Origin of the sequence: Pseudoalteromonas sp. XMcav1-K, from assembly GCF_044005875.1 — a bacterium.
In the GTDB taxonomy this organism is placed as follows: Bacteria; Pseudomonadota; Gammaproteobacteria; order Enterobacterales; family Alteromonadaceae; genus Pseudoalteromonas; species Pseudoalteromonas spongiae.
Genome location: NZ_JBIPJE010000047.1, coordinates 34,031 through 46,583, shown reverse-complemented (window position 1 = coordinate 46,583; position 12,553 = coordinate 34,031). Strand labels below are relative to the sequence as shown.

General features: G+C 40.0%; 13 protein-coding genes. 11 read left to right on the top strand and 2 right to left on the bottom strand.

Features of this window, described 5'->3' with window-relative positions; translation table 11 throughout:
* Positions 1 to 36 precede the first annotated feature (36 nt).
* Positions 37 to 366: a stress response translation initiation inhibitor YciH gene (gene yciH / locus ACHSBP_RS15965; protein WP_010560623.1), complete on the bottom strand. Its 330-nt coding sequence runs from the start codon at positions 364 to 366 to the stop codon at positions 37 to 39.
* A 179-nt stretch (positions 367 to 545) separates the two neighbouring features.
* On the opposite strand from yciH, the gene ACHSBP_RS15960 reads away from it, so the two are divergent.
* The 4 genes from ACHSBP_RS15960 to ACHSBP_RS15945 all read left to right on the top strand — a co-directional run bounded on the left by ACHSBP_RS15960 (position 546) and on the right by ACHSBP_RS15945 (position 4,788).
* Positions 546 to 851 carry an STAS domain-containing protein gene (locus ACHSBP_RS15960; protein WP_010560622.1) on the top strand — a complete coding sequence of 102 codons (306 nt, stop codon included), beginning with the start codon at positions 546 to 548 and terminating at the stop codon, positions 849 to 851.
* A 3-nt stretch (positions 852 to 854) separates the two neighbouring features.
* Positions 855 to 2,504, top strand: a complete 1,650-nt coding sequence (locus ACHSBP_RS15955) for a fused response regulator/phosphatase (protein ID WP_010560621.1) — start codon at positions 855 to 857, stop codon at positions 2,502 to 2,504.
* A gap of 312 nt (positions 2,505 to 2,816) precedes the next feature.
* Positions 2,817 to 3,476: a GAF domain-containing protein gene (locus tag ACHSBP_RS15950; RefSeq protein WP_010560620.1), complete on the top strand. Its 660-nt coding sequence runs from the start codon at positions 2,817 to 2,819 to the stop codon at positions 3,474 to 3,476.
* A gap of 121 nt (positions 3,477 to 3,597) precedes the next feature.
* Positions 3,598 to 4,788 (top strand): amino acid aminotransferase, encoded by a 1,191-nt coding sequence (locus ACHSBP_RS15945; RefSeq protein WP_010560619.1) that lies wholly within the window; start codon positions 3,598 to 3,600, stop codon positions 4,786 to 4,788.
* Between the two features lie 45 nt (positions 4,789 to 4,833).
* Here the strand turns inward: ACHSBP_RS15945 and ACHSBP_RS15940 are convergent, their stop codons facing one another.
* Entirely contained in the window at positions 4,834 to 5,115 is a 282-nt protein-coding gene (locus ACHSBP_RS15940) for a YebG family protein (protein ID WP_040642448.1), read from the bottom strand.
* Positions 5,116 to 5,304: 189 nt separating this feature from the next.
* On the opposite strand from ACHSBP_RS15940, the gene ACHSBP_RS15935 reads away from it, so the two are divergent.
* The 7 genes from ACHSBP_RS15935 to tssC all read left to right on the top strand — a co-directional run bounded on the left by ACHSBP_RS15935 (position 5,305) and on the right by tssC (position 12,460).
* Positions 5,305 to 5,547: a DUF6868 family protein gene (locus ACHSBP_RS15935; RefSeq protein WP_010560617.1), complete on the top strand. Its 243-nt coding sequence runs from the start codon at positions 5,305 to 5,307 to the stop codon at positions 5,545 to 5,547.
* 58 nt (positions 5,548 to 5,605) lie between these two features.
* Entirely contained in the window at positions 5,606 to 6,541 is a 936-nt protein-coding gene (locus ACHSBP_RS15930; RefSeq protein ID WP_395389594.1) for an ABC transporter substrate-binding protein, read from the top strand.
* Positions 6,538 to 8,448 (top strand): ATP-binding protein, encoded by a 1,911-nt coding sequence (locus ACHSBP_RS15925; RefSeq protein WP_395389593.1) that lies wholly within the window; start codon positions 6,538 to 6,540, stop codon positions 8,446 to 8,448. The genes ACHSBP_RS15930 and ACHSBP_RS15925 overlap by 4 nt, the downstream gene beginning before the upstream one ends.
* Positions 8,449 to 8,581: 133 nt before the next feature.
* Positions 8,582 to 9,883: an ImpA family type VI secretion system protein gene (locus tag ACHSBP_RS15920; RefSeq protein WP_010560614.1), complete on the top strand. Its 1,302-nt coding sequence runs from the start codon at positions 8,582 to 8,584 to the stop codon at positions 9,881 to 9,883.
* A gap of 65 nt (positions 9,884 to 9,948) precedes the next feature.
* Complete coding sequence (locus tag ACHSBP_RS15915) at positions 9,949 to 10,479, top strand: type VI secretion system tube protein Hcp (protein ID WP_010560613.1); 531 nt, start codon at positions 9,949 to 9,951, stop codon at positions 10,477 to 10,479.
* Positions 10,480 to 10,490: 11 nt separating this feature from the next.
* Positions 10,491 to 10,988 (top strand): type VI secretion system contractile sheath small subunit, encoded by a 498-nt coding sequence (gene tssB / locus ACHSBP_RS15910; RefSeq protein ID WP_010560612.1) that lies wholly within the window; start codon positions 10,491 to 10,493, stop codon positions 10,986 to 10,988.
* Positions 10,988 to 12,460 carry a type VI secretion system contractile sheath large subunit gene (gene tssC / locus ACHSBP_RS15905; protein ID WP_010560611.1) on the top strand — a complete coding sequence of 491 codons (1,473 nt, stop codon included), beginning with the start codon at positions 10,988 to 10,990 and terminating at the stop codon, positions 12,458 to 12,460. The genes tssB and tssC overlap by 1 nt, the downstream gene beginning before the upstream one ends.
* The last annotated feature ends 93 nt before the right edge of the window (positions 12,461 to 12,553 follow it).

Sequence of the window (12,553 nt, the reverse complement as noted above, 5' to 3'; positions counted from 1 at the left end):
TGGTGATGGCTAGCTGCCATCACCAAGCAATGTCTATTATCCGCCTGCAATTTTCACCTTGAAGCCTTGCTGCTCAAGCAAACCCTTCAACTTATCGCGGTCATCGCCTTGAATTTCAATGATACCGTCTTTGACTGCACCACCTTGACCCATTTTAGACTTTAAAGTTTTGGCTAGCTTCTTTAAGTCATGAGCGCTTGGATCAATTCCAACAACGAGCATCACTCCTTTGCCTTTTCGTCCTTTTGTTTGGCGTTCAATACGCACCGCACCGTCTTTAAATAATTTTACATCGAGCTCAGGTGCTTCTTTTGGCTGTTTTATTCTTCCGGTTTCTGTGGAATAGACTAAATTTGAGTCTGACATAATAAATCCAAGTAAATACGCATGACGCAAGTTTATCATAATTTTGCAACCATATTATTGTTCAATTTATTTTTAGTTTTTTTAAGATAATATTTGCAAATTAGCGGGTTAAGTACTTAATTTAAGTAAAGCGAATGGCGTAAATTTAGCAGGCATTAGGACATTCCAAGGAGAATTAAATGAGTTTGAATAAGGCTCTATCGCCAGATGGCAAATTATTTACGATTGAGATTAAAGGCAAGTTTGACTTTAACTTAGTACAATCATTTAGGAGCGCATATGCCGATGTTGGCGTAAGTACTCCAAAAGTAATTATCGACTTACGTGAAACCGATTACATGGATAGTTCGGCACTGGGAATGTTATTAAATATGAAAAAGTCGTTAGGCGACTCTGTGAGCAGTATTCATATTACAAATTGCAGACCTCAAATTAAGAAAATTTTACAAATCTCTCGTTTTGATAAAAAGTTCGACATCGACTGAGCCATGAAAATTCTGGTTGTCGATGATCAGGAGCTAAATCGTAACTTACTGCGTTTTATGCTAGAGCAAGAGCAGCACCACGTTGCCCTTGCTTCGGACGGAGAAGAAGCACTAACGGTTTTCGATAAGTTTTCTCCCGACTTGGTTTTGCTTGATGTTGTAATGCCTAAATTGGATGGCTTTGAAGTAGCGCCGTTGCTAAAAGCCAAATCTGCAGATGTATATCTTCCTATCATTTTTATCACCGCATTGGATGACAAAAGCAGCCTAGAAAAATGCTTGCAGGTTGGTGGTGATGACTTTTTGAATAAGCCTTTCGATAAAGTAATTCTTTCGGCAAAAATTAAAGCCCATGCGCGGACACGCGAATTCAGTATAAAAACCTACAAACAAAACCAAGAACTTGCTTACTATCAGCTACATACTGAACGCGAACACGAGCTAGTTGAACATATTTTTGAAAATGCGCTGGAAAAGCGCTTTTTGTTACCTGAACTTGTTGAATTTAATTTATCGCCGGCATCCATGTTTAACGGTGACTTATTTTTAATGGCACCGAGTTGTACCGGCGGCATTTATGTCTTGATGGGGGACTTTACCGGCCATGGGTTAGCAGCGGCGATGGGAGCGCTTCCAGCATCAAAAATCTTTTATTCAATGACGCAAAAAGGTTTACCTGTTGGCGATATTGCCGCTGAATTAAATTCAACTCTCAGTGAATTATTACCAGGCAACATGTTTTGCGCGGCAACGATTCTTGAGCTAAACAGCTCGGGTCGATCATTTTCAGCTTGGTTGGGAGGGCTTCCTGATAGTTTTCTGTTGAGTAAAGAAGGCAAGGTTAAGCAGAAGCTAACATCGCGCCATATGGCATTAGGTATACTCGAAGAATACGAATTTGAACGCGATACTATTTACGTAGAAACGGAATTAGATGACAAAATTATCTTGTATACCGACGGTGTCATCGAGGCAGAAAATACCAAAGGCGAATTTTTTGGTGAAGAACGATTACTGCGCAAGGTGACGGCTTCATCGTTTACTGAATTAGGCTCCATTGTTGACTCGGTTAGGCGTTTTACGGGTAAGCAAGATCAGCAAGATGATTTAAGTTTAGCGTTGGTAAAATGCAGACCATCAAATATTGAGCCCCAATTGAGCGATGAATACATGACAACGCCGTTAAACATGGCAATGACATTAGATGCAGAACGCTTAAAACAAACTGATCCAGTTGTTGATGTTGTTGAAATGATTTGTGCGATGAAAGGCTGTTCTGAGCATCGCTCTAATTTGTTTTTGCTGATCTCTGAAACATTTAACAATGCACTAGAACACGGCGTATTAGGGCTCGAGTCCTGTTTAAAAGATAGTGATGAAGGGTTTTGTGAGTACTACGAACTTCGTGCTGAGCGATTAGCAGAGCTTTCGGCAGGGGCGATTAATATTGATGTGAGCTACTTACCAGAAGACCCCAAAATAAGTTTTACAATAACGGACTCAGGTGATGGTTTTACAAGGAAGAATATTGCTAATGACGACAATAATTTTCATGGCCGTGGCTTGGGCTTAATTAAAGAGATTGCTGAATCAGTTTCACAAAATGAGAGCGGAAATAGCATCACTGTAACGTACTCACTATTACATAATTAAAGTGGTACCATTATAAAACAGCATGTTAAAAGCTGCTTTGATTTGTTACTTTGCCATATTTATTTTTTATAAAAACAAAAGGTTAGGTGGTCTCAATAAAAAGTGCCAAATTTGCAGTACAAGCTACTACGCTCAATTGGTTAGCACATTTAAAATGTCCATTTGATTTTCTATTCACCTTATTTGTAACGGCCCATAAATGCCATTAACTACGTAATCTAAATTTATTTGTAATTTAAGTTAAGAATAGTATTGCATAAACCAATATAAGCCATGTAAACTTTATTTTTTAAAAGATGTTTAGATGGCTATATGGCTAATTCAATAGATTTTTCAGATTACGTTTTAGATACGCAAAAAGTGGCTGATTTCCGTCAATTAATTGAAAATGAAATTACGCAAACAGATCACTTGGATATTACGTGGCAGTACCTTATTCCTGAATTGGGCGAGGGCGGAACCTGTAGCTTATTCGGTCAGTTGCAAGAAGCGCCGTTTGATCTTACGCAGCATGTAGATAAGCGCCAAAAAAATGTTGATGCAATGGCTGCACTTGCTCGCATCGTTAAATTTGTTGAGCAACAAAACCTAATTGATTGGTTTGGTATTTACCAATCACGCTCGATTGATAATCAAACGCAGCTACTTAAATTAAGCTATTTTGGCAAACCAAGCCGCCCACTTTTTCCTGTTGATGAAGACTATGCGCGTATTAGCAACAATGCCTTTGTTGCGCTTTATGGCAAAGGACGCGTGATTAACAACGTAGAACACTATGTTGCTAATGGCGGCGAGTACTATACTTGCGATCCCGCAGTTAAATCGGAAGTTTGCCTGCCTTACTTTTCGAAATCTGGCGAAGTACTTGGCATTATTGACGCCGAAGCGTTTAATAATGATGTGTTTACGAGTGATGCACTAGCTTTACTACAGGCTGTATGTGAAATAGTACCCAATTACTTACCTGAATAATCTAAAGCAAAAAGTTCTATTGATTATCGCCATGAAATTTTCTTTAGATACTTCTCCACAACAGAGAGTATGGTAAGCTAGGGCTTCATCCCATAGCAAAAATTCAATTTAAGAGATAACTATGTTTGCAAACTTAAAGCCATTACCAACGGATCCAATTTTAGGTTTGATGGCCAAATATCGCCAAGATACAAATCCAAATAAAATCGACTTAGGCGTTGGTGTTTATAAAACAGAACAGGGTGATACCCCAATTTTAAGCTGTGTAAAAAAAGCTGAAGCGTTTCGTTTAGAAAATGAAACAAGTAAATCATATATTGGCTTAGCTGGTGATTTAGGTTTTTGTGCAAAAATGGAATCTCTATTACTGGGTGAGCATAAAGCGCTTTTAGAAAACCGTGTTCGCACAGCGCAAGCACCAGGTGGTACAGGTGCTCTACGTGTTGCTGCAGAATTTATCGCAAAAGCAAACCCAAATGCGAGCGTATGGGTAACTACACCAACATGGGCAAACCATATTGGTTTATTCTCAGCTGCTGGTTTAACAGTTAAAGAATATCCGTATTACGATTACGAGAATAAAGGCTTATTGTTTGATGAAATGATGGCCACCTTAAAGACAGTTCCTAAAGGCGATATCGTGTTGTTACACGCATGTTGTCATAATCCAAGCGGTATGGATTTAAACGCAGAGCAATGGCAACAAGTTGCAGATCTTGCAAAAGAAGTTGGTTTTACGCCGTTAATCGATATTGCTTATCAAGGTTTTGGAATCAGCCTTGAACAAGATGCGGCAGGCTTACGTTTATTAGCTGAAACAGTTGATGAAATGATCATTTGTTCTTCTTGTTCTAAAAACTTTGGTCTATATCGCGAGCGTATCGGCGCGTGTTCAATTATTTCAGAATCGAGCGCAGTTGCCGACGTTGCTAACTCAGTACTATTAAGTGTTGTGCGCAGTATCTATTCAATGCCGCCAGCTCACGGTGCTGCAATTGTTGATACTATTCTTGGTAGTGAAGAGCTAACTGCCGAGTGGCATCAAGAGCTTGCGGAAATGCGTAATCGTATTAATGGTTTACGTAGTACGATTGTTGAGGCGCTTCATAGCCGTGGCGTTGCACAAGACTTTTCATTTATTGAAAAACAACATGGTATGTTCTCTTTCTTAAGTATCACGCCAGAGCAAATTGAACGTTTACAAAAAGAGTACTCAATTTACATTGTCGGCTCAAGCCGTGTAAATGTAGCAGGCGTTAGCCAAGCAAACTTAGATTACTTTGCCGATGCAGTTGCAACTGTAATTAAGTAAATTTACGCATAAATAAAAAAGCCACCTTCACGGTGGCTTTTTTATTTAACTTACTTTTTTAATATCAGTTACTTTTGCTTTATTGTTAGGCGGGGTTGGTTTTCCCCCTTTTAAAGCTGCAATAAATTGGTCTTTACGTTTTGCCATTTCAAGGGCCAGCGCTTCATTTTGTTGCTCGCTTAACGGCACATCAACTTCACCAAGCATGGCTTCAAGTGCTTCCGCAATATCCAACATTTTGTCATATGCGTCTGCCTCTTTTTTTGATGTAAATGTCATGCGTTCGACTCCATCTCTAACTACTTTGTAACATACCTCAACGGCCATATTGCACCTTCTTAACTGTTGTTTTATACAGTACTATAGCAGTAACGAAAAAAAAATAAAGTGTAATTATAATCACACCTTACAGAACCCCGCTGTGGTAAGCAATTTTAGCGACTAAATGCTTGATAACATTGCACCGCTACAGCAAGTACATTAATCTTACATTATGTAAAAGATTAAGGGGTTCTAATGTCAATTGATCAGATAACAACGTTTCTCGGTTGGGCGACCATTGCTAATTGTTTAATCGTTAGCGTTAGCATGGTGATTTTTTTACTTTTTCGCAGCACCATTGTCAGTATTCACAGCCAGCTATTTAACGTAGAGCATAAAGCATTGAATGTAGTTTATATTCAATATTTTGCTTTTTATAAGATCTTAATTGTTTTCTTTAATCTCGTTCCTTATTTAACTCTTAAGTTAATTATGTGATTTAGGCCTTTTTGAAATGTTCCGCTTACAAGGAGTTTTAAAGGTTTGCTTTATCGCCATGCTGATATTTTTATCAGGCTGCGATAACGGGAATCGTCAAAGTAAACTTAATCAGGCATCAATTACCTCGATTAGTTTGGCAATTGATTTGTGGCCAGGTTATTACCCAGTTATTCTTGCTGATGAGTTGGGTATGTTAAAAAAGCGCAATATTAGTTTAGAGTTATCAATCCCGCGTAATACCGACCGCATGTTAGCTAAATTTGCGGCGGCAGAGTATGACGCGATTGCGGTAGCACTGGGTGATGTAATGAACCTTTCACAGCAGTACCCTGATGCACGCATTGTTATGGTGGCAGACGAGTCGAGTGGCGGTGACGCGATTTTAGCGCGAAGTGACCAACAAGTGATTAAAGGCACTAAAATTGGCACCAACTTAGGTGGTTTTGGTGAGTTATTAGTACGCCGCTTTTTGGATGCAAACGACATCGCAATTGATGATGTGACGCTAATGAATATCGAAGTGTCGCATGCTGCGAAGTTACTTAACAATAATAGCATCGACTATGCACATACTTGGCAACCCTACGTAGATGAAATGGTTGCAGGTGGTGCGCACGTTGTGTACTCAAGTGCCCAAACACCGGGCTTAATTCCAGATGTTATAGCGATGCAAAGCGCGTTTATTGAAAATAATCATGAGGCAGCGCGTGGGTTTGTTGATGCGTGGTTTGAGGCGCAAGCTTGGTGGCTTGAAAATCCAAGTAAAGGTAATGAAATCATTGCGCGAGTCATCAAACAAACACCGCAAAGTATTAAGTTAAATGGCGTTAAACTGTTAAATCGAGCGGATAATTTTGCAGCATTTACGTCGCAAAATAGCGCAGGCTTAAACAGTGTTATTGGTGTGTACAATCAATTTTATGTTGGGCAAGGGATCATTGCTAAACCAATTCGCAGCGAGCGTTTACTAGATGCCCGGTTAATTCAATGAAACTAAAGTTTGTATTGAGTGCCATTTTGTTGGCCTCATTAGTGCTTCCTACATCGTTTATTTCATATATTGCGTATACGCAAAAAGTCGCAACTAACGAACAAAACCAAGCCACGGTGCGACGTCTTACGCTTAACCGCAGTAAAGAACGCGTTGAATCATATTTAAATACAATTTTAGAGTATGTACGTGCCGACAGTAATATTCCCCAGTTTGCCAACTTTCTTACCGCTTATGGTACTGAACAAGAAGCACAACTCGCTGAAATAAATGCTATTTTGCGAAATGTGATCGTAAAAGACACATTGAATGTTACCTCGGTGGCGCTTATTAATACAGCGGGTAAAAACATTCAAGACATTCGAATTGGCCAACAGAGCCGAGATGAATCGTCATTCGCTTACTTTAAACGTCAATCTATGTCGCCAGCACCAGTAATGCATTATTCAGGTGCAAACAATAAGGACCCTGAAAGTATTTATTTTTCATCGCCGATCCGCAGCAGTGATGGGAAGGTAGTAGGGTATTTGCGCTTAATGTTAGAAACATCGGCGATTCAACAACTCGTAAATAGCATTGCAAAACACCTAACCTATTCTCAGTGGCTAACGATTAGCGCAAACGAAACGCCAATCGCAGATTCACGCCAGCGACAAAAGCGGCTGGAAGAGCGTGATAATGTTTATAAAAGTTATGCAAAAATCAAACCGTTTGAGTGGCAAATCGCCCTGATGCAAACGGCACAAGAACACAATCGTGACCTTGCTAACTATCGTCAATTTTTATTGTTACAGATTGCTATTTTGTTGATTGTTTCGATATTCGTCAGTTTGGTTGTTGCGCGTCTTATGTCTCGTCCAGTAGAGCGTGTTAAAAAGTTAGCAATTGAAATTGCACATCGAGACCTCGATAAACGCATTCGCGGTGGAAAAATCGATGAATTTAATGAGCTTGCCGCGGCAATTAATTCAATGGCAGATAATTTAGTGGAAGGTTATCGCAATTTAGAGCGAGAACATCACGAGTTAGAACAAATCCAACAGCAAGTGACTGAACTTAATGAAAAACTCGAAAAAAGAGTGTTAGAGCGTACGCAGCAATTAAGCGCCCAAAACCAAGCGTTAGAAAGCGCGATGCAACAAATTGTACAAAGCGAAAAGTTGGCGTCACTCGGCAGTTTAGTGTCGGGTGTGTCACATGAGTTAAACACACCAATTGGCGTGGCGCTTACAGCGGGAAGCTTTGCACTTGAGGTTCATAATAAAATCGCAAACGAACTTAAGCAAAAATCGCTCTCTGTTGACTCTCTGTCGAAGCATCTTCAGCAATTAGAAGAGGCGATTGGGTTAGTCACCAATAATTGTCACAAGGCAAGTGAGTTGGTTATCAACTTTAAACAAATTAGCGGCGACCATACCAGCAATAAACGCCGTGTGTTTAATTTAGCGCAAACACTCGAGGTAGTGGTTAACACCTTAAATACAAAATTGCTGTCAAGCAATACGGTCAGTTTTTACGGGTTAGAAAATGTTGAAATAGACAGCTTTCCAGGTGCTTTTGAGCAAGTCTTTATTAACTTAATCAACAACTCGTTGGTTCACGGGTTTGATGACAGTGTACAAGGCAAAATTAACATTTCAATGCAGCAGAGCGACGCAAATTTTATTGTGATTAATTACACCGATGACGGTAAAGGTATTGATATTGCGCATCGCGATAAAATATTCGACCCATTTTTCACTACGCGTCTTGGCGAGGGAAGCAGTGGTTTAGGCTTGTATATTGTGTTTAATCTTGTAACCGGTGTACTTGGTGGAGAAATTAAATTGTGTCAATCGCAGGGGAAAAGTGGCGTATCGTTTGATATTAAGCTACCCACTGTTGCACCTATTACAAAAATCGAATGAGTTTGAATAGATTGTAAATTTTAGTGGTTTGAACTGTTATAACTTGGTCAATCTTACCTTGACTTTACCCCATAATGCTCCAAAATAATCGTTATACTTATAATAATGACAAAGGGATGAGCCTTTAACTTTTATGTTGCTCTATACTGACGACACTGAGTTAGACGCTGGCATATATTTACGAGAAGAGCGAACTAAGTTTCGCGAACTTCGAAATCTACTAAATATAGCCCAATCAAGCTTACGTAAACTATTAGAAACGCCTACTTCTTCACAAGATCTCGATTTACAACGTGAAAATTTTGAGGATTGGAATAACCTGCAACAAGCATGTGCCCAAACACTTAAACAAGAGTCACGCGATATTGAAGTGTTTGTGTGGTGGTTAGCGGCGTTGGCATTTAATAACAGTAACCTTTCAGCATTTAATGAGGGGTTAGACGACTTTTTATATGCATTAAATGCATTAAATGAGTCCATACATCCTAAGTTACCAGAGAAGAAGGTTGCCAAGCTTGACGAAGATCAAGTCGCGGCAAAACACTGTGAGAATCAGACTCGTGCACTTGAGCAATTAACCGGTGATAGCCCAAGCTCTGGCTTACTTAATGTTCCACTTATGCGTTTCCCATTAATCGATGATTATACTTACAGCGATTACTTATCGGATCAAAAATCAGGTTCACTTGAACAAGTTAAAGGGACCTTTATCACTAAGTTGCAGGCGAATAAAAAGCTGTTAACAGAACAGTTCAGCCGCATTATTGAGCTCGATAAGAAAATCGGTGATATCGACTTATTTATTAATGGTTATCGCAATAAATTTGGCCATTCTTTGTTGGGTTTTCGTTTTATTCGCGACAACTTAAAACAGATCAAATTAATGTATCTGTACTTTTTCCCAGATGTTGATAAACAAGACGAACAACCAAGTGAAGCGGTTCAACCTCAAACCGTGAATACTGAAAATAGTGCGGTTGAGTCAACAACACCAGCAACTACGCAAGTGGTACAGGCTACACCAAGTGTGGCAAGTACACCTGTTGCTGCTACTCAAGCGTATACACGCGAAAATGCACTTGAAGATCTTAATCGCATTGCGGTCTTTTTCAAAAAAACAGAACCCCATAGTCCTATTCCGTACCTTATTGCTCGCGCGATTCGCTGGGGCAATATGTCGTTTTCAGAATTGCTTGGCGAGTTGATCAAAAAAGAATCCCCAGAACTTGCTGAAATCCGCAAGCTAACAGGGGTAGATAACGATTTAGGCGAATTGCTCAATGACGATATAGCTATTACAGCACCAATTGCTGAAGTAGAAGAAGTTGAGCAAGCATCTGAAATAGCAGTAAGTCAGCCAGTTGTTCAAGCTGAACCAAATCAAACAAAGGAACCTGAAACTGACACAACGTCGAGTTCAGGCCCTTTATGGTAAAAATTAGTAAAGATTGCATCTACATTTAGTAGGGCAAAATAATAAATATTTAAGGAGAATGTAAGATGGCATCAATCTTCATGAGAATCGATGGTAACGATAGCATCAAGGGCGCTGCAACTGTAGCTGATTTAAATAGCAAAAAAGGTTGGTTTGCAGTAGATAGCCTTTCTTGGGGTGCTATGCGTGGTGTGTCGGTTGATATCGGCAACGCAAATAACCAAGATAACGGCATGGTAGCGCTAGGCGAAATTAGTATTTCTAAAGGATACGATGGTGCGACACCATACCTTTTAACTTATTTATTCCAACCAGGTGCAGATGGTAAAACTGTTGAGCTTGTAATGACTAAACCATCTCGCGATGGTAAAGGCATTGTTCCTTACTTTGTTATCTCACTAGAAGAAGCACGTATGGCTAACTTTAGTATTTCAGGTAGCGATGGCAGCCAGCCAAGTGAATCATTCTCGCTAACATATACTAAAATTGAGCAAATCTTCTTCGTAGAAGATGAAGGCGGTAAGTTAGAAAAAGCAGCTTCTGTTAAGTACGACGCAACTGGTAACCAGTTAACTTCTGCGGCAGACTTAAAATAAGGTAATTAAAAATGGCACTTAATTCGCAACATAAGCGTGTTAGTAAAAACCGTGTAAGTATCACTTACGATGTGGAAACTAATGGCGCAACAGAGAAGAAAGAACTTCCTTTTGTTTCAGCCGTATTAGGTAACTTTTCAGGTGACAAAGAAGATCCGAAAGAAGTAGAAGATCGTGAATTTATTCAAGTTGATCAAGATAACTTTGACGAAGTTCTTGGCCGCATCAAGCCTGAGTTATCGCTGAAAGTTGATAACGTAATTGAAAATGATGATAGCCAGTTTGAAGTAAATCTTGAGTTCGAATCAATGAAAGACTTTGAGCCGGATGCGTTAGTTCAGCGCATCGAACCGCTTAAGAAATTACTTGAAACGCGCAATCAACTAAATGAATTATTGAGTAAAGCAGACCGTTCGCGCGATTTTGAAAAGCTGTTAAAAGACATTCTGCAAAGCGCTGATTCGCTTAGCTCATTATCAGAAGAACTTGGTGTGAAGGGAGAAGAATAATGTCTGAAGAGTTACAACAAGGATCAGCTGCCGAAGGTGAAAGCCTGTCATTTTTAGACAGAGCAATTAGCGCAACAAGCCAAACAGCACCAGACAGAACCAAAGAGCTATTAACGTCGCTTACGCAAGAAGCGATGTCAGGCACAGTTACATGGGATAAAAACCTTACCGATACAATTGCAAATGCGGTAGCGGCGATTGACAAAAAAATGTCAGAGCAACTGTCACAGATTATGCAAAAAGATAACTTTCAACAGTTAGAAGGTTCTTGGTTAGGTTTACAGAAACTGATCCGCAACAGCGCATTAGGCACATCACAAAAAGTAAAACTACTTAACATCTCAAAAGATGAGTTGTTAGAGCAGTTTGAAGATGCACCAGCAGTTGACCGTAGCCCACTATTTAACTCACTTTATCAACACGAATATGGTACAGCGGGTGGTGAACCTTATGGTTTACTATTAGGTGACTATGAATTTTCTCAATCTGATGAAGATGTTGCTTTACTGCGCTATATGGGTGAAGTGGCAGCGGCAAGTCATGCGCCATTTATTGCTGCAGCATCGCCAGAAATGTTCGAACTAAGCAGCTTCTCAACGTTTAGTGAAGGCAAGCCAATTGCACCTGCTTTTGATTCGCCAAGTTATGCGTCATGGAATTCATTCCGTGAAAGTGATGATGCACGTTATGTTGCGTTAACACTGCCTCGTACTATGGCTCGTTTACCGTACGGCTTTAAAGGTAAAAAGATTAAGTCATTTAACTTTGAAGAGCTTGCAAACGATAACGCAGGTAATCCAAAACCAGCAAGCAACGATGAGATTGTTTGGTCAAATGCTGCATACGATATGGCGTTGAACATGAATAACGCATTCGAAGCGTTTGGTTGGTGTACTGCTATTCGTGGTATGGATAATGGCGGTAAAGTAGAAGCGTTACCTAACTTAACTTACTTGACTGACTCAGGTGATATCACCCAGCAATGTCCGACAGAAGTAAACCTTACGGATGAGCGCGAGAAAGAGCTAAGTGATTTAGGTTTCTTACCACTTGTTCATTATAAAAACTCTGACTATGCCGTGTTCTTAGGTGGTCAAACGACTCAGAAGCCAAAAGAATACACAGACCCAGATGCAACGGCAAACGCAGCTATTTCAGCACGTTTACCGTACATTATGGCAAGTAGCCGCATTGCACATTATTTAAAAGTAATGGGCCGTGACAACATTGGTTCAAATATGGAAGCAAGCGACATTCAAAAGCAAATGAGTGAATGGATTGCGATGTATACCAACTCTGGAGCAATGGGTAACGAAGAACGTGCGAAAACGCCACTAGCGGAAGCGCAAATCTCAGTTATCGAACAGCCGGGTCGCCCAGGTTCATACTCGGCGGTAGCGCATTTAAGACCGTGGTTACAGATGGAAGAGTTAACAACGTCTGTACGTATGGTTGCAAGCCTACCGGGCTAATGCCACATCAGGGCAACTTATTTAGGTTAGTTGCCGCTATGCGAGGTGCTGTTTTAGCACCTCGCTTTTGATTTAAAAATAATAAAAACAAGG

Excerpts from the sequence above, each read along its gene's own strand:
- yciH (WP_010560623.1), bottom strand. The coding sequence starts at position 366 with ATGTCAGACTCAAATTTAGTCTATTCCACAGAAACCGGAAGAATAAAA.
- ACHSBP_RS15960 (WP_010560622.1), top strand. The coding sequence starts at position 546 with ATGAGTTTGAATAAGGCTCTATCGCCAGATGGCAAATTATTTACGATT.
- ACHSBP_RS15955 (WP_010560621.1), top strand. The coding sequence starts at position 855 with ATGAAAATTCTGGTTGTCGATGATCAGGAGCTAAATCGTAACTTACTG.
- ACHSBP_RS15950 (WP_010560620.1), top strand. The coding sequence starts at position 2,817 with ATGGCTAATTCAATAGATTTTTCAGATTACGTTTTAGATACGCAAAAA.
- ACHSBP_RS15945 (WP_010560619.1), top strand. The coding sequence starts at position 3,598 with ATGTTTGCAAACTTAAAGCCATTACCAACGGATCCAATTTTAGGTTTG.
- ACHSBP_RS15940 (WP_040642448.1), bottom strand. The coding sequence starts at position 5,115 with ATGGCCGTTGAGGTATGTTACAAAGTAGTTAGAGATGGAGTCGAACGC.
- ACHSBP_RS15935 (WP_010560617.1), top strand. The coding sequence starts at position 5,305 with ATGTCAATTGATCAGATAACAACGTTTCTCGGTTGGGCGACCATTGCT.
- ACHSBP_RS15930 (WP_395389594.1), top strand. The coding sequence starts at position 5,606 with ATGCTGATATTTTTATCAGGCTGCGATAACGGGAATCGTCAAAGTAAA.
- ACHSBP_RS15925 (WP_395389593.1), top strand. The coding sequence starts at position 6,538 with ATGAAACTAAAGTTTGTATTGAGTGCCATTTTGTTGGCCTCATTAGTG.
- ACHSBP_RS15920 (WP_010560614.1), top strand. The coding sequence starts at position 8,582 with ATGTTGCTCTATACTGACGACACTGAGTTAGACGCTGGCATATATTTA.
- ACHSBP_RS15915 (WP_010560613.1), top strand. The coding sequence starts at position 9,949 with ATGGCATCAATCTTCATGAGAATCGATGGTAACGATAGCATCAAGGGC.
- tssB (WP_010560612.1), top strand. The coding sequence starts at position 10,491 with ATGGCACTTAATTCGCAACATAAGCGTGTTAGTAAAAACCGTGTAAGT.
- tssC (WP_010560611.1), top strand. The coding sequence starts at position 10,988 with ATGTCTGAAGAGTTACAACAAGGATCAGCTGCCGAAGGTGAAAGCCTG.